Source organism: Paenibacillus sp. FSL H3-0469 (genome assembly GCF_038051945.1).
GTDB lineage: Bacteria > Bacillota > Bacilli > Paenibacillales > Paenibacillaceae > Paenibacillus_AQ.
The window spans coordinates 6,858,909-6,875,553 of the sequence record NZ_CP150302.1 but is presented as its reverse complement, the minus strand read 5'-3'; the positions used below and the strand labels follow the sequence as shown (position 1 = coordinate 6,875,553).

At 54.7% G+C, this 16,645-nt stretch carries 12 protein-coding genes; 1 reads left to right on the top strand and 11 read right to left on the bottom strand.

Annotation, left to right across the window (positions count from 1 at the left end):
- Positions 1-4 precede the first annotated feature (4 nt).
- The 4 genes from NSS83_RS29820 to NSS83_RS29805 all read right to left on the bottom strand — a co-directional run bounded on the left by NSS83_RS29820 (position 5) and on the right by NSS83_RS29805 (position 5,235).
- Positions 5-1,966 (bottom strand): serine hydrolase, encoded by a 1,962-nt coding sequence (locus tag NSS83_RS29820; RefSeq protein WP_341347062.1) that lies wholly within the window; start codon positions 1,964-1,966, stop codon positions 5-7.
- A gap of 107 nt (positions 1,967-2,073) precedes the next feature.
- The gene (locus tag NSS83_RS29815; protein ID WP_341347061.1) at positions 2,074-2,499 is read right to left on the bottom strand and encodes a hypothetical protein; all 426 of its coding nucleotides are present in this window, start codon (positions 2,497-2,499) and stop codon (positions 2,074-2,076) included.
- 150 nt (positions 2,500-2,649) lie between these two features.
- Positions 2,650-3,210 (bottom strand): CueP family metal-binding protein, encoded by a 561-nt coding sequence (locus tag NSS83_RS29810; RefSeq protein ID WP_341347060.1) that lies wholly within the window; start codon positions 3,208-3,210, stop codon positions 2,650-2,652.
- Positions 3,211-3,240: 30 nt separating this feature from the next.
- The gene (locus tag NSS83_RS29805; protein WP_341347059.1) at positions 3,241-5,235 is read right to left on the bottom strand and encodes a Na+/H+ antiporter; all 1,995 of its coding nucleotides are present in this window, start codon (positions 5,233-5,235) and stop codon (positions 3,241-3,243) included.
- 231 nt (positions 5,236-5,466) lie between these two features.
- On the opposite strand from NSS83_RS29805, the gene NSS83_RS29800 reads away from it, so the two are divergent.
- Entirely contained in the window at positions 5,467-6,132 is a 666-nt protein-coding gene (locus tag NSS83_RS29800) for a hypothetical protein (RefSeq protein ID WP_341347058.1), read from the top strand.
- A 692-nt stretch (positions 6,133-6,824) separates the two neighbouring features.
- Here the strand turns inward: NSS83_RS29800 and NSS83_RS29795 are convergent.
- The 7 genes from NSS83_RS29795 to NSS83_RS29765 all read right to left on the bottom strand — a co-directional run bounded on the left by NSS83_RS29795 (position 6,825) and on the right by NSS83_RS29765 (position 16,507).
- Positions 6,825-8,141 (bottom strand): sugar ABC transporter substrate-binding protein, encoded by a 1,317-nt coding sequence (locus tag NSS83_RS29795; protein ID WP_341347057.1) that lies wholly within the window; start codon positions 8,139-8,141, stop codon positions 6,825-6,827.
- The gene (locus tag NSS83_RS29790; RefSeq protein WP_341347056.1) at positions 8,138-9,943 is read right to left on the bottom strand and encodes a sensor histidine kinase; all 1,806 of its coding nucleotides are present in this window, start codon (positions 9,941-9,943) and stop codon (positions 8,138-8,140) included. Before NSS83_RS29790 ends, NSS83_RS29795 begins: the two co-directional genes overlap by 4 nt.
- A gap of 130 nt (positions 9,944-10,073) precedes the next feature.
- Positions 10,074-10,745, bottom strand: a complete 672-nt coding sequence (locus NSS83_RS29785; protein ID WP_341187924.1) for a hypothetical protein — start codon at positions 10,743-10,745, stop codon at positions 10,074-10,076.
- Positions 10,746-10,757: 12 nt separating this feature from the next.
- The gene (locus tag NSS83_RS29780) at positions 10,758-12,902 is read right to left on the bottom strand and encodes a hydantoinase/oxoprolinase family protein (protein WP_341187923.1); all 2,145 of its coding nucleotides are present in this window, start codon (positions 12,900-12,902) and stop codon (positions 10,758-10,760) included.
- A 70-nt stretch (positions 12,903-12,972) separates the two neighbouring features.
- On the bottom strand, positions 12,973-14,256 hold the full coding sequence (locus NSS83_RS29775; RefSeq protein ID WP_341348782.1) for a citrate transporter: 1,284 nt from the start codon (positions 14,254-14,256) through the stop codon (positions 12,973-12,975).
- A gap of 122 nt (positions 14,257-14,378) precedes the next feature.
- Positions 14,379-15,728, bottom strand: coding sequence for an FAD-dependent oxidoreductase (locus tag NSS83_RS29770; protein WP_341187922.1), 1,350 nt, complete (start codon positions 15,726-15,728; stop codon positions 14,379-14,381).
- Between the two features lie 38 nt (positions 15,729-15,766).
- Complete coding sequence (locus NSS83_RS29765; protein WP_341187921.1) at positions 15,767-16,507, bottom strand: response regulator; 741 nt, start codon at positions 16,505-16,507, stop codon at positions 15,767-15,769.
- Between the last annotated feature and the right edge of the window lie 138 nt (positions 16,508-16,645).

Sequence of the window (16,645 nt, the reverse complement as noted above, 5' to 3'; positions counted from 1 at the left end):
AGCGTTATCCAAACTGCCAGCCGAGCAGATTCCAATAGTAGAAGAAGATCGTCAGTACGACAGCCGCAAGCGCCACTAACGTGTAATGCACCCGCTTAATGGCGGTCCAATACTTATTTTTCCACACCAGTATAGCCGAGACCAACAGGGCTAAGGTCAAGCCCGTCATAATGATTGGCATAATTAAGAGGACAGACAGCAACGGACTGATGCCACTGAGCTTCTGCATAATGTCCATGGACATTATAACCATAAACAGAGTTATAAAAGATAACATCCCCCAACCGGCAGTTCCCGCAGATAAGCGGATGGCCCGCTTTTCCGGGAGTGTCATCGCCTTGAACCTGCGTCTGAAGAAGACGGGGCCGGGTAATGCCGTGAGGAAGATGAAGGCCGAGACACCCACAAGGATAAGCCAAAACTTACTCTGATCCAAAAGCGGCGTACGCTCCAGCGGCATCTCCGGGGCTATGTCCAAAAGCATATGTGTAACTTTGCCGGACTCATCCGTAAGGAAGCCGATCTGATCGGTCCCTTCCTCCAGCTGGAACAGGTTAGGTGCGATCGCTCTGTACAGTTGTTGTTCACTGCCGCTTCCCAAGGATATCTTATTATCCACAGCCGTAACATTCAGCTGGGCAAAAAAGTTAAAGAACTTGTCAATATCACTTATGTTGCGGCGTGTAAATTGATAGGAGCCGGCATATTTCTGCACGGATTCCGCAGAAGCGGCGAACTCTGGCTGCTCCACCTCCAGAGCAGGATAATACCGGTTGAACAAGGCCTGGAGCAGATTGGCAACAGCTTCGCTGCCTTGACCGCCATTGTAGGATAAGAAAATACCCAAGTGCTTGGCAGGTGCAAGATAGAATTCTGTATTGAACATGGGATCGGAGCCGCCATGCGAGATTAATCTTACCCCGTTCACCCGCTTCTCTGCGAATCCGAGGGCTACTCCCGGCAGACGCTTATCAAATTGGAATGCCGTTGAATGCATCAGTTCTGCGGTCTCAGGCTTTAGAATCTGCCGGCCGCCATATTTCCCGTTCTGCAGATGTGCAATCATGAAGTGCGCCATGTCTACAGCGGATGCGGTAGCCGAGCCGGCAGGACGAAAGCCGCCCTCGAACGTAGGTGTGCCAGGAATAAAGCTGCCGTTCTCACTATTGTATCCTATCACCTGGTTCGGAATGAATGACTCCGGCAATGGTTCAACGACCGTCGAATGCTTCATGTCCAGCGGATCGAAGATGTACTTCTGAATATAATCATTATAAGGAATCCCGCTGACATCCTCCACGATCATCCCTGCAAGCGTGGCTCCATAGTTGGAATAGGCACTCATCTCACCGGGCGGTCTGATCCGGGCCAGCATATGTTTATTGAGTGTTTCCGAGATGGACACGGGCAATTTGGCCGGATCCGTGACGATCTGATAACCGACTCCGCCCTCTTCAAAGCCTGCTGTATGGGTCATCAGATGACGCATGGTGATGGGCTCAGGATAAGTGGCAGGAATCTTCACGGATTTCAGATAGGTGTTAATGTCCGTATCCAGATCAATCTTCCCCTGTTCCACCAGCTGCATCGCAGCCGTCCAGGTGAACAGCTTGGTCGTTGAAGCGATTCGGAACATGCTGGTTGCAGGGTCAACCGGTGCTGCTTGCTTCAGATTGGAACTGCCATACCCTTTGCCCAAAATGATCTTGCCGTCCTTGACGATGGAGATTACCGCTCCCGGAATTTGTAGCCGGTTCATATACTCTTCCATCATACCATCCACGAAGACAGTCAGACCTGCGGTATCCTCCAGATTGGCAGGAGCTTCAATCCGGGACTTCGGTGAAGCGGTTTGCCCCGTCTCCGCCTTGGCATATGTCCCGGGAAATATAAGGCCTGCGCCTAACCCCAGCACAGCCAGCAGGGCCATACCGGCGATCAGGTTTCTTTTCAATAATATTAACATGTTTACCCTCCGCATCATCTATATAGTTAAGGTTGAACTTCATCCGCCTAACAATTATAGAGATTATCAGAGTAGTGTGAATGGAACGTTAACAGGACCACAATTGATTATTCTTTGGACAATATCATAAACCACATTGAAGCCCACAGTAGTAACTGGATCACTGAATAGACGATGGGGAAGAAGAACATCAATTCCATATACCCCTGTTCAAAATGAAATTCAATAAATACAGGTTCGCCCGGCTCCGCGCCTGTAATTTCTTTTATTTTGAAGAGGATGGCTGCACTGGGAAGCAGACTGGTCAGTAGCCAAACCACATTATATCTGATTTTCTTCGTCTTCAACGACCTGACACATGTTGCATACAACAGAAAAACCGGAGCGCAATAGGTCAATACAATTTCCAGACCCCCTACTCCCTCCCACGCACCCATTTTTAAATTCAAAAAGTAAATAATTATCAAATGAATAACACTCACCACTACAACCTGCGCTAATCCTTTAATCCTAATAATCGTCTTCTCACTCAACTTATATCCCCCGCGATTATTTATTTTCCTTTTACACCAAATATCGGGTTTCCCTCTTGATTTATGTATATCCAAGAACGGCAAAAAGGAGCCGTGTATAAATACGGCCCCAGCGAAAACGGCACAAGCAGAAACACAATTGCTATACTTTTAACTTAATTGCATAGTAGTCAGGCAAGTATCATCGCTCTCAAAGGTGGAAATCTCGGACCGGGCCTCTTTGCCGTCATGCGTGATCGTCATCTGGTAGTTCTGATTACGCGGCAGCCATAGGTCGATGAAGCCGTTTGGCTGGGACTTGACGGTCTGGTTCATGATCTCCTTACCGTCCGTGTCTACGACTGTTACCCCGAAGGATTGTTCGACCATCTCCCCCTGGCAGCCGGTCAGGCTGTGCGTTGCGCAGGGATGGGTATTCTGCACGTACGGGGCAACCGACAGGAAGAATTCATCTTCCGGCAGTCCGTAGACTGCTTCGTTAGGACCGCCGCTGTCCACAATAAGCTGGGTCGAAGTAATAGATGCGGACTCTGCCGTCAAGGTGCGTGAGCTGTAATCAGCCACCATTTGCTTGATCTCCTGGCTGGCAGCCCGGCTGCTGCCGGGAGTCGTGGCAACCTCCGTTGTCTTCGGTCCCCCGCTTCCCGTGTACAGGTAGATGCCCAGCGCTGCAATAACCGCACAGGTACCCGCCACCATTTTATTCTTCATTGTATAGATTCATCTCCTTGTAACTGGAATTCAGCCCATTTCTTCCCGCAGATCATGCTCCATGAACAGGATATCACGTTTCATTTCCTTCATGCTAGCTCTGGAAATCCGTCCGGCCTCGAACATCAGCTGAATGTGGTCACGCTCCAGTTGAATTCCCGCGCGGGACAGCTCCTGCAGCGATTCTTCGAACTCCTGCTTCGTAGCAGATATGGACTCTGGACGGGTCAGCCTTAACCGCCCCCGCTCATAACGCAGAATCAGGGAGCTGATCACTTCGGGCTCCATCTCTCCCGTATTCTGCAGCTCTCTCAGCCGCTCAAGAACATAAGTGAAGATCCCGGACTGCAGCCGGTTCGATTCCTCACGCCGCTCTTGCGCGCTTAAGCGGACCTGCTGAATGACACCTGTGATTTCTTCCCAGCTTTTGAACGGAATCAGGTCATTCTTGTACTGCGGATCACGGGTGTATATGAATAGCTGCCGGTTCAGCCGGTTCAGGAAGCGGTATGCCGTATACGGGTTCACCTCGTGCTGCTTGAGCGCAAGCATAGTGTATTCTCTCTGCCACTTGAAGGCTGTCACCCCGAGCTTCCGTTCCATCTCCTCGGCCTCTTCATTCTTCTTCAGCATGCGGATTCTGGCATTGTAGGTGCCGGTCAAATGATTCAAAGCCATCCGGGACTGGGACTGATCTGTAGCCTGCTCCTGTAGTCCGGCAACTACGTTGCGCAGAATTTCGATTTTGGCCTCGGCCTCCTCGGCATTATGCTCCGCTTCATGATCTGAGTCAAGCAGCAGCGGCAGCAGAAAGTTAGATGCCAGCAGGGTCCACAGAATGACACCCGCCGCCAGGAAAATAATCAGGTCCCTCGCCGGAAAGTAGGAACCGTCATCCAGGAAAAACGGCAGTGACATCGTACTCGCCAGGGTAATCGTACCCCGCACCCCCGACAGCGTCAGAATAAGCGCCTTCTTGAATTCCAGCTTCCACGGTCCGCGCGGCTCCTCCCCTTCGGGGATATCCATGATCAGCATCCAGATCAGTCTTAGGCCGAGGACGGCAGCGGTTAATAGCAGGGTATACAGGATAACCTGGACATTCCCAATATCCGGGTTGCTCCAGACCGTTCTAATGATCTCCGGCAGCTGGGTACCAAGCAGCAGGAAGACCAGACCGTTCAAGACGAAGATAATGACGGCCCAGGTGCTTTTGGACACGATGCTCAGCTTAGCCACCTCAGGATTCATCTGCTTATATCCGAAGGAATGGGCAATTCCGGCGCTGACAACCGCCAGTATTCCATTGACCCCCAGCTCCTCAGCGGCCATAAAAATAGCAAACGGCGTCAGGATCTCAATCAGCATATGTAACGTGACATTCTCCATCCCGAGCCTGCGCAGCCAGCGGACGATCCCGTATTTAATGAGCGTGAGCACAAGGCCCAGCACCACGCCGCCCAGCGAGATGGAGATAAAGCTCAGACTCGCCGTTTTGAAAGAGAAGGCGCCGGTGACCATAGCAGCAACCGCAAATTGAAAGGACACCAGACCCGATGCGTCATTAATCAAGGATTCACCTTCGAGAATTTGCATGGTCTGGTGCGGGATTTTGACTTTTTGCTCCAGTGCGCCTACGGCGATTGCATCCGTAGGAGCCAGTGCAGCCGCCAGCGCAAATGCAGCCGCCAAGGGCAGGACCGGCAGCAGCCAGTGCAGGAAGTATCCCAGAACCCCTACCGTCAGAAAGACCAGTCCCAGGGCCAGCAGCAAGATCGGCTTTTTCAGCTTCCATAGAGCCACTTTATCGGCAAGCCTGCCGTCATTGAACAGCAAGGGGGCAATGAATAACAGCAGGAACAGCTCCGGGTTCAGCTCCAGCTCGAAATGCAGGGGCAGCCAGGTTAAGGCCATGCCCAGCGCAATCTGAATGATCGGCACGGAGAGCGAGGGGATGAACCGGTTCACCAGATTCGACAGTGACACGGCTGCCAGCATCAACAGAATATACTCAAATAATTCCAATCGGACAAACCTCCATCTCTGCACTTGCGTGTGCAGATACTAAATTACGTTATTTATTTAAACTCAGTATAAACGATCTTGGGACAAATATCCTCTTGGAGATGGACTATAAAGCATCTATTGCCGCTCGCCCATGTGCCGGCGTATAATTAGGCCAGACGAAGAACGTCCCAAGCCATCGCTGGCAGAGGGGGCGTTCTTTTTTTTGTCAACATGAAGGAGGGAATACATATGGAGTTTGAAAAAGCGCATCAGCTGCTATTGGACCGGCATCTATCTGTCCGAACAGGGGAGCGCAGAGGGCGCCTGTCACGGGGGCACCAGTATGCCGAGAAGCTGCTGCTGCGCAATGTCTGGTGGCCGCTGTTCGGCAATCTGGATGACCTGCATCCGGAATATGAAGTGTACAACTGGAACCGCAAATCGCAATTTCTGGATGTTGCATTTCTCCCGTCCTACGGCAAATTCGGCCTGGAATGTGATGGTTATCAGAGTCATGTGAAGGACATGGACCGGGAAAGGTTCAGCTACTCGTTGAACCGGGATACTTACCTGAACGGGCTGGGCTGGAGGATCATCCATTTCTCCTTCGATGATGTGCAGAACCGTCCGGAAATCTGCCGCATGCTGCTGCAAATGGTCATTGCCCCTTCCTTGCTCCGGGTTCCGTCCGGACTCTCTCTTTCACCGCTGGAGAGAGAGATGGTTAGACTCTCCTTGAGTCAAAAGAAGGGGGTACGCCCCAAAGATGTGATGCTTCAATACAACGTAAGCTTTCGGACGGCACGCAAGCAGCTTCAGGAGCTGGTCCGCAAAGGCCTGCTGCGCCCGGTGATGCAAGCAGCGTACATTTGTTATTATGAGCCTGTGCAGGGATTGCCCGATTTGTTTCTGTAGCTGTTTGGTCGGGTTCCGCCCTGCAAGATAGTATGTTTGATTAGTTTATTCTAAGTAACTTGGAGTAAGTTTAATGGGGTTGGGTTGGGTTGGGTTGGGTTGGGTTGGGTTGGGTTGGGTTGGGTTGGGTTGGGTTGGGTTGGGTTGGGTTGGGTTGGGTTGGGTTGGGTTGGGTTGGGTTGGGTTGGGTTGGGTTGGGTTGGGTTGGGTTGGGTTGGGTTGGGTTGGGTTGGGTTGGGTTGGGTTGGGTTGGGTTGGGTTGGGTTGGGTTGGGTTGGGCAACCGAGTAATGTTGCAGAATTTGCAACTTGGGCTGTTGAATACTCAGGGGTGAGGTAGATTTCTTGCAGAAAATGCAACATTCTTCTCACATAACCACTTGGTTGGTAGGAGAATCCTGCCTTTTGTGCAACATTTCACGATTACTGCCCTTTTATTGAGGAAAATGTTGCATTATGTGCAGGATTTTTAAGCTTCAACATGAGACTACCTTCGCCCTCCCTTAGGGTAGTCGGGCAAGGTGGTTAATTAGTGCAAATACGAGGGGCTTACAGGAGCAGGCGGGCGTGTGCGGAGCGCACATGCACTGTGTGCAGGCTGCGGGCACATGCAGGTATGTGCGCATGCAATAACAGCTAAGCAGTGTTGTTTCGGCTGGACGGGCGAACCGGACAAGCACACGAACACCCCGCTTATTTCATAAGCGGGGTAACTTCCTGCTCCATTTGTCCGAGCAACTCGTCAACGGTGGACTCTTGCGTGTATAGACCGTCCAGCAGCATCTGGATCTTCGTATCAATCTGCTGCCAGTTCTTATGGCCGGGCGCGATCCGCGCCGTAGCGATCTGGTCGAGCACGGCCAGCTGGATGCTCTCAGCAGAAGGCTCCGAGGCCGCCCGCAGGAAGACATCGGATTCCAGAACAGACTTGCGCGACGGGACAAAATACTGCGCAGTCACGCTCATCGCCTCCGCGCTGGTGATGAACTTCAGGAGCTCCGCGGCTTCCGCCGGATGCCTGGTCTCGAACACGGACACTCCCGCATAGCCCAGCGAGGTGCCTGTCCCGTTGATGCCTGCCGGCATCGGAGCAATATCCCAGGCGAAATCAGTGACCGCACGGGCCTTCGAGGTATAGCTGTAGCGGTCTGTGTACATGCCGATCCGGCCGCTGTCGAAGGTCAGCTCATCCCCGGGCAGCGGGTGCACCTTGTCTTTGAACATCATGTCACTATAGAGCTGGAGCGCCTCCTTCCCTGCGGGGGAATTCAGCGCAAACGACGCGCCGCTGCTGTCAAACAGCTCGGCTCCGTGCGACCAGAACAGCGGCAGCAGTGCATCCGACCAGTTGTTCCAGTCGCGGACAAGCTTCACACCGTAGATGCCGCGCTGCGGATCGGTGAGGCTCCGCGCTGCCTTGAGAAATTCATCGTAATCCCATTTTCCTTCCTTATACAGCTCCGTTGGCGTCTTTAGGCCTTTCTCAAGAAACAGGTCTTTATTGTAATAGATCAGCACCGGAGGCGTGGAGAACGGGATGCCGTACAGCCGGTCCTCCCGCTTGAAGATGTCGAGTGTGGACGGATAGATATCTGCGTAATGATATTCAGGGTCCTCCTTCACCTCAGCGGAAATATCCACCAGCTGACCTGATTCCAGCAGCTGGGGTATCATCCGTTCCGCCAGCCAGCCTGCATCCGGCGCGGTACGCGAGGCCAGCATGATCGACAGCTTCTGCTGATAATCGGCGAAGGGAATCGTCATAATCTCCACCTCGATCCCGGGGTGAAGCTGCTCGAATTCATCCACCAGCCCCTCCACCATCGCCTTCTGCGCATCATTGCCCCAGAGGCTGAACTTCAGCTTCACACGCTCCTGCACAGCTGCCGTACCCTGGCCTGCACTTCCGCTGTCGTCTGTCCCGCCAGCTCCCCCGCCTCCTGCACCCGGTGTGCAGCCTGAGACCAGTAACAGCGCTGCCATAAACCCTAACAGCCTTGTCCGTATCATTCTTCCTCCTCCTGCCTGTCCCCTGCGGGTACGGCATCGTTCATCGCTTCCCAGTTCATCGGCAGCCGCAGCGAGACCGTTACCCCGCGCTCTGCTGTATTATCCAGTCTCAGGCCGTAAGGCTCTCCGTAGAGCAGCCGGAGCCGCTGATGGACGTTACGCAGCGCGAGTCCCTTCTGAATCCGGCCAAAGCCTCCCTGGTCAGCATCCGCAGCAGGCCGGGATTGACTGCCATATAGCTGTTGTTCAAGCTCCTGCAGCCGTGCGCCGCTGATGCCAAGACCGTCATCCTTAACCGACAGCACCAGATCCTCTTCGTCCACAGAAGCGGTCAGGATAAGGTGCAGCGGCTCCTGCCCCATAGCATGCTCAATAACATTCTCGATCAGCGGCTGCAGAATCAGCTTCGGGACCACACAATAATCGAAGGAAGAATCGATATGAATCATAACCTGCAGCTTGTCACCAAGACGCATACCCTGAATGCGCGAGTAAGCTTCCACAAATTTCACTTCATCCAGTACATGCACCATCTGCTCCCGGTGGCCGACCGTATAACGCAGCAGCTTGCCGAGACTGGTCACCACGCCGGAGAGCTCCCGGGTATTGCCCTGAAGGGCCAGCATGTTCACCATCTCCAGCGTATTGTACAGAAAATGCGGATGAATCTGGCTCTGCAGCGCCTGCAGCTCAGCCTCCCGCTCCTTCAGCCGGGTCTCATACACCTCTTTGACCAGACGGTCGATCTCACCGATCATGGTATTGAACCCTTCGGTCAGTTGCCCGATTTCATCGCTGGTGGTCACCGTCGCCCGTTCGAGGAACAACCCCCGCTTCACCTGCCTCATCTTCGACTGAAGATGGGCAATCGGCTTAATCAGCCGGTTCGACAGCAGGATCGCCGCCGCATACGCCGCCGCCAGGGCCACAATGGAGACCACCAGCGTAGAGTTGGTTAACTCACGGGCGTCCTCGCGGAGCTGTGAGCGCGGAATCAGGGAGGTTACCTTCAGTCCCGTGTACGTGGATTCCGCCGAAGCCGTAATATAGGACTCCCTCGAGTCGGGCAGCTTGTCTGCTTCAGAGTACAGGACCACCTGATCCTTGCCTGTAATCTGCAGCAGGCCGCTTCCGCTGGAACGCAGCGTCGATACAATCGAACCGAAGCCCCGCGGCGTCAGATCTATTTTGACAATTCCCAGCTTGGCATTAGTATACGGCTCACGGATCACCCTGGCTGCCGAGATCATTCCGTGCTTCCCCTCAGTATAATAAGCTGCGGTATGCGGCGGAAGAATGGTCAGGCCTCCGTCCTCCCGTTCCACAGGCTCCATCCAGTCTGCCATGCTGCCGTCCCACCGCTTCCTTACACTCTGGTCCAGATTACTGAAAATTCCGCCGTCATTGGTGAACACCAGAATGCTCTCAATCTCCCCCCGGTCAAAAGCCAGCGAAGAGATGAACAGGTTCATCTTCAGCGTCTCATCCGTACTCAGATAGGTGCCGGCCGGGCCTGCGCCCCTGTGCTTGCGGAGAATCTGCATCATATCCTCATCGTACAGCGGCGTAAGGGTAAGGCGGTCCAGTTCCTTAATATAACGCTCCAGATTAATATTAATCTGGTTCACCACCTGATTGGACAGCTCCACCGTACTGCGTTCGACGCCGGCGGTGTATTTCCGGTAGCTGATCGTACCGATGATCAGAAACGGAATCGTGATCAGCAGAAAAAATAAGACAATAAATTTGGTGCGCAGCGGCACATAGATTGATTTTGGATTCGACCCTTTTCTGAACAGCATGCGAAGCAGCCTCCCTGACTCTCATTCCCTACATCAACATAGCATAATTTGCGGATGAAGTCAGAGCCGTTCGCCATGTGTATTTACCAGCGGAAGGGCAGCCGCTCAGGGCCTGTGGTTCAGCTGTGGCTCAGCTATGCTCAAGCTCCCCCGCCCATATCTCCGTCTGTCTCCAGAATTCAGCAGCCGTCAGCGTGCCGCTGTGAATCATATAAGCATAATCCAGCAGATTCGGCAGGCAGGGCAGATCCAGCAGATAGCGGCTGAAGGCATGTGCAGCGATCTCCGAGGTTCGGGTCACACTGGACCGGATGCGCAGCGGACCCAGGGAGAGGCTGCTGATATCATCCAGCCGCTTGTTGGTGTACCCCAGCTCCGTGAACTCCAGATCGTGGAACAGCTCATGGGCCAGATGAATGTCTGTAATCTCCTTCAGGCTGAAGGAATGGCCCGGAAGCAGTACACCGGCAGATTGCCGCAGCTCCTCCATGGATGACTGATACAGCGTGATGACACGCTCCTTGGCGGACAGCTCAATCTGGGCGCGGAAGCGGATCTGCCCGATGGTGCCCTTTCGCAGATTCAGATCAATACGTATGCCGCGGTTCCGGCAGATGGCCCCGACATCGGTGCCGTAACGGGCCTTGAAGGCCAGCGCCTGTTCCCTGCCGATCGCAAGCGGGCGCTCCACATAATATCGCCGTTTGCTGTACGGTATCCGGTGAAACAGCAGGTCGTTCTTCAGCTCGGCGTACCCCAGCACTTCATCGCCCGGAAGCGTATGTTCCGCTGTCTTCATCATCCTGTGCACCTCCTACTGGTAGACGACAGCAAGCAGCTCGCTGTTGTCCTCAAGCAGCTGGGTCTCCACCTCAAGAATGGAGAACAGCTGCTCCTTAGTCTGCATCCCGGTCAGATCCAGCATTTTTTCCTTATAGAAGATGAACGTCTTCGGGATCGTAGCATTGGCGTCCGAATAGATCGTATTCTCCTCCAGGAACGAAGCGAACCGGTCAGCCATATTCTTCTTCAGAAAAGCCAGATGATACGCATTCGTCTTCTTGAAGCGCACCACCCCCTCGCGGTCCAGCACGCTGACATGGCTTAGCTTCTTCTTCACCAGCCCGAACAGCGACTTCTTGATCTCGCTGGACTCGAACAGATACCATCTGCCGGAGGCTGCCTTCAGCTCCGTCTTGTCCGCCGGCTGGCCCAGCGCATCCGCTGCCGTCAGCATCAGCTCATTCACCGGCACCTCGCGGCTGGCCAGATCCTTGGAGCGCAGCTCGGTGGAGCCGGTGGCAATCGCACGCAGAATATTGCGCTGGGAATCGATCTCGATCGTAACATCGACGGTGGATTCGTTCGCGCCGGACTGGACAATTTTCTCCACAATCTCCGCCCGGATCAGCTTGATGTCATGCTCTGTGGCACCCACTACCGTCTTCTCGATCTGCTCGCGGACCATCGCCATCCCGACGCCAATCGTGGAGATGTACGGCGCGTTGTTCGCAATCTGGTGCTTGAAGCCCTCCTTCGCCGCCATGGCCGGAACCAGAACAGCTCCGCTGCCGCCGCCGCCCACCAATGTAATGAAGCCCGTGTCCAGCTCATAGTCGCTGATCATCTGATTCACCACCGCCATTACCTTGCGGATGGCAATGTCCATCGCTGCCCGGGCCGCATCCTCCGCAGACATGCCGAGATGGGCCCCCAGCGCCTGCCAGGCGATCCGTGTGCTCTCCATATTCCCGCGGGCATAGTCTGTCTCCGGCACATGGTTCAGCAGATTCGCCGCTCCCGCCAGGGTCAGCGCATATTCATGGCCTCCGGCGCTGCGGACCGTAACATAATCCGGGTCCCCTTCGCGCGGACGGACAAGGCCGATAGACGGCTGCTCCAGATTCTCCCTGCCGGTGAAGCATTCGTATTCCAGTCCTGCAATATGCGCGCTGCGCGGACCGACATCCGTAATCTTGCCCCCGCCGATCTGGATCATACTGCCCCCGGCAACCGCCAGTGTCCGTACATCCAACGAACGCAGATAGGTCTTGTGTCCGCCTACCTGGGCGTTCTCGATCATGACTTTACCGTTCTTGATTACGGAGATATCTACACTCGTGCCCCCGACCTCGAAGAAAATACCGTCCGAGATCTTCTCATACATCAGAGCGCCGGCCACCCCGGCCGCCAGCCCTGACAGCATGGTCAGGATCGGGCGCTTGCGCACCTCATCGATGCTCATGACCCCGCCGTCGCAGCGCATAATCATCAGCTGGGAGGTGATTCCCGCCTCCTTGACCGCCTGCTCGGTCATGTTGGCGGTCTCCATCATTTTGGGAATCAGGCTGGCATTGACGACCGCTGTCCGCGTCCGGGTCTTCAGCCCGTAGAGCTGGGAAATCTCATGTCCGCCGGTAGCATATACTCCCCGGCTGCGGGCCGCCTCCATCACTCTCAGCTCATTGGCCGGATCATCGACGCTGTAGGCCTCCGAGGCGACGATGACCTCTGCCCCCTGAGCCAGCAGCTGATCAATCGCATCGTCTATCGCGGCTGCTGTAAGTTCTTTGGAATCGATGAACTTGTGATACGTGGTCAGGTATTTACCCGCCGCCAATTCGATATCCGCCACATTGGTCTCCGAGCGGGCACTGCGGGCATCCATCCCCGTCCCCATCCCTACGATGCCGACACGGGCAACGTCCCCTTCAAGCAGAGCATTGGTGGCCTGTGTCGTGCCGTGGGCGATGAACTTGATATCGCCGGGAAGAATGCCGTTCTCGCTCATGATCCGCTGGATAATCTGGACAATCCCGCTGGCTACTCCGCGTTCATCGTGGTGCGTGGTGGGCATTTTGACCTTGGACAGCACCTCGAAGGTCTCATTATCTATCGCTACGGCATCCGTGAAGGTTCCTCCGACATCGATGCCGATTCTGACTTGTTTATTGCTCATAGCAGGTTCTCCTCTCCGTGAAGCTTATATCTGCATATATCCTGTAGACGCTACTGTCCCTTGCCGCTGCCTAAAAAGCGATCATTCCCGCAATAATCATCGAGATCATGACAGCAACGAACATCCATGGCAGCGTCTTGCGCAGCGTCTCAATAATATCCGTCTTGGTGTAATCGGCGATCCACACATTGTGCGAGTTGGTCGGATCGCTGACCGCCTGCAGATTGCTCACGATACGCAGAGCCAGCATCGCAGCAACAGGCGCCATGCCTCCGGCCACGATCAACGCAGCGATACCGCTGCCCAGTCCCCATACATTAAGCGGTCCACGGTAGATTGCCAGCGGAGACAGCAGCGTGAAGACGAGGATATACATCAGCGGGCTGGTTGGAATGATGCCTTCGATCAGCGGCTGGATTAACGCGGCCACCTGTGGCGCAGTAACCGCACTGAGCAGCATCCCGATGCCGATCATCAGGCCGAGCGCACCGGCTACATCCTGAATCCCTTCTACCAGCGCACTCGACAACACATGGAATGGACGCTTAGGTGTGGCAAGCAGCAGGGTGACCAGCGCCCCCATGAACACCGCAGACACAATATCTACCTTCAGGAAAAAGACCAGCAGTACCGGAACAAGCGGGCTGATCAGCGCAATCGCTCTTACGTTCTTGCTGTCCTGGGCCTGAAATTCCGGCTTGAGCGGCATCGCCCAGGCACGGCGGACTTTGCCGTCTTTGCGGGTATAGTAGACGATCATAATCAAAGCAATGACAATCAGCGGAACGGCACAGACGAGGGAATAGGAAGCAATGGTGTTCGTCGGCACCTTAAGCACATCAGTATAAATGGCCCACGTAGAGACATTGAACACCACGCCGACCGCATTGGCCAGCAGCACCACCAGGCCGCTTACAAAGGGCTTCAGCCCAGCCGTCAGCATGATGGGAATCGCGATTGTTCCGACCAGAATGACCATACCCAGACCGTTGGCAGCAGAGAAGATAACAGAGGCCGCGAGGAAAAAGATAATGGCAATCGCCAGCGGCTTATCACCCGCCAGCTCAGCCGCCTTGCGGATAATGGTCTTGGTGATGCCGACCTTGCTGAGGATCTGCCCGAACCAGGCGCCGAAGATCAGTCCGGCAATCGCGGTGGACAGCTTCATGGCCCCGCCGGCGAGCACTCCCTTCGTGATGGTGAAGGTATCCGGGTTGTCAGACAGAAGCGGGATGCCTGCAATCGCCGCCAGCAGAATCGCCATCATCGGCAGCGCGAGCAGCGTGGTCAGCTTGCGGGTCATCATCAGACCCACAAACACAATGAATACAAGTAAAATCCCGATAATTTGCATGGTTTCCAAACCAATTCCTCCTAATATTTTGTTGAATTTACGTTGTTATAAGAATTAATTCCAAGTTTATTGAACGTTTGTGAGGTACAGATGCACATATTACAGTTATGGCGCGCCGCCCGTTATACTTCCAGATAAGCGCCGTGCGCTATAAGTGTCTCCTGCACGCTCTTAACATCGACCTGCTGCACAGGAACTCCTGCACGGACCGCCAGCGCCGCTGCTGTACCACCCGCTTGCCCGATTGCGCCTACTGTCGGTGTCGTCCGCACGGCCGCCTGGGCTTCAAACGTGGCCGAGAGGCATCTGCCAACCATAACCAGATTGTCGATTTCATTTGTGACCAGGCAGCGGTAAGGGATGCCGTACATTGCCCCCCACTCCAGATGATCCGTTGCCGTTCCCTCGCCGTCCGGACTGTGAATATCAATCGGATACCCGGAATGGGCGATCACATCCTCGAAGGGCTTCACCGACAGAATATCCTGTGCGGTCAGTGTATACACGCCCTTGATCTGGCGGGAGCCGCGAACGCCGATGGACGGGCCGGTGGAGACCACCACGGAATCTTCGAACCCGGGAATATATTTTTTCAGAAAAATCTCCAGCTCGCGGCACTGCTTGCGGCCCTCTACCTCGGCCTCGCTGAGGCTCCACGGGTCTGTGCTGTCCTTGCCGAGAATCCGCGTAGTATTCATGATAATCTCACCGGGATTGCTCGTCTCGAAGAATAGCACATCCTCTCTCGGAATGCTGATCTCGCCGCGCGCCTTCGCTTCACGGAACTGCTTGTCGAAGCCGACGACAGAGAGTCTGGCCGCAGAGTCCATCACCGTGATATCCAGATTCATGCGCGGAAAATCCTCGCGGTGCTCACGGATATAAGCCTTGATTTTCTCCGTGTCCACTCCTCTCATCTTCATCTTCAGAGTCATCGGCTGCGACTGCTCGTCGGATTCGCGCCCCTTGGTGAATGGGACGCCGGACCAGGCCGCCAGATCGCCATCCCCCGTAGCATCAATGAACACATCCGCCGTGATCCTGCTAAGCCCGGCTTTATTGCACAAGGTAAGCGATGTAATGCGTCTGCCGGATACTTCAGCACCGGCCAGCATCGTATGATACAGCACCTCGCCTCCGCTCTCCTGCAGCATCAGATCCAGCTCGTATTTCATTGCTTCGGCATCGAACGGTGTCACCGAATAGGTGTAATTCGTTGCATCCTGGATATGCCCCGGCGATTTGCCGAGCGCCCGGAGCCGCTGAATCAGCTCATCGGTAATTCCCCGGATAGCCTGCTTATCCCCCGCGTGAAAGGTCATCATCGGCCCCACACCCGCAGCGGTCAGCGTTCCGCCGAGGAAGCCCCCTGCCTCAATGATCAGCGTCCGGGCGCCTGCTCTTGCAGCCGCGATGGCCGCCACGGAGCCGGAAACTCCGCCTCCCGCCACAACCACTTCATATTTCCGCATCTTTGCTCCTCCTTCTTCCTCTAAAGTGAACGGTTACATTACTGCTGCTCCCTGTATTGCGTTGGGGTGCAGCCGGTATGGTCCTTGAATACTGCCATGAAATGCTTCGAGCTTAGGTAGCCGGATAATTTGGCGACCTCATAGATTTTGAGATTCGTCTCCTTAAGCAGCTGCTTGGCCCGCTTCATCCGGCACTGTAAGACGTAATCCGTGAAGTTCTGGCCGGTCTCCGACTTGAACAGCACCGACAGGTACTGGTGATTCAGATGCACCTGCTCGGCCATATATTGAAGTGATATTTCCTGATCCAGCCGCAGTGCGACCAGTTCCTTCACTTTACGGATCAACAGTCTGCCTTTCTGCTCCGCTTCGCCCTCCTCCGGCTGGCCCGGCAGCCCGCCCCCGGTTCCGTGCTTGCGCTTGAACTCCCCCAGGGCCTGAGCCAGCTCCGTGCGGTCCACCGGCTTCAGCAGATAATCGCTGATGCCGTATTTAATCGCCTGCTTTGCATATTCGAAGTCGGCATATCCGCTCAGAATCAGGATATATAGTTCAGGGTACTGGTCACGGACCCGCCGGATCATCTCCAGGCCGTTCATTTCATTCATCCGGATATCGGTGATCAGAACATCCGGCTTCACGCTTTTGAGCGCCTCCAGCGCAAGCCTTCCGTTCTCAGCCTCCCCCACCACCTGATAGCCGCCGATGACCTTCTCAATCAAATGCTTAAGGCCCGAACGGATCAGAGCTTCATCCTCCACCAGAAACAGCTTGTGCAACACTATCCCCTCCAAATCCAGCATTCCGGCCACCATACCCGCTCCGCCAAGCTTCTCAGCTTCACTCCTTGTAAAACGCTTACAGTACCAGTATAAAATTTGAGCACCGGCAAAGAAACGGTCCCCATTCGAGAAAAG

Bases quoted from the DNA above. Each gene is read 5' to 3' on its own strand.
- NSS83_RS29820 (WP_341347062.1), bottom strand. From the start codon at position 1,966: ATGTTAATATTATTGAAAAGAAACCTGATCGCCGGTATGGCCCTGCTG.
- NSS83_RS29810 (WP_341347060.1), bottom strand. From the start codon at position 3,210: ATGAAGAATAAAATGGTGGCGGGTACCTGTGCGGTTATTGCAGCGCTG.
- NSS83_RS29800 (WP_341347058.1), top strand. From the start codon at position 5,467: ATGGAGTTTGAAAAAGCGCATCAGCTGCTATTGGACCGGCATCTATCT.
- NSS83_RS29795 (WP_341347057.1), bottom strand. From the start codon at position 8,141: ATGATACGGACAAGGCTGTTAGGGTTTATGGCAGCGCTGTTACTGGTC.
- NSS83_RS29790 (WP_341347056.1), bottom strand. From the start codon at position 9,943: ATGCTGTTCAGAAAAGGGTCGAATCCAAAATCAATCTATGTGCCGCTG.
- NSS83_RS29785 (WP_341187924.1), bottom strand. From the start codon at position 10,745: ATGATGAAGACAGCGGAACATACGCTTCCGGGCGATGAAGTGCTGGGG.
- NSS83_RS29780 (WP_341187923.1), bottom strand. From the start codon at position 12,902: ATGAGCAATAAACAAGTCAGAATCGGCATCGATGTCGGAGGAACCTTC.
- NSS83_RS29775 (WP_341348782.1), bottom strand. From the start codon at position 14,256: ATGCAAATTATCGGGATTTTACTTGTATTCATTGTGTTTGTGGGTCTG.
- NSS83_RS29770 (WP_341187922.1), bottom strand. From the start codon at position 15,728: ATGCGGAAATATGAAGTGGTTGTGGCGGGAGGCGGAGTTTCCGGCTCC.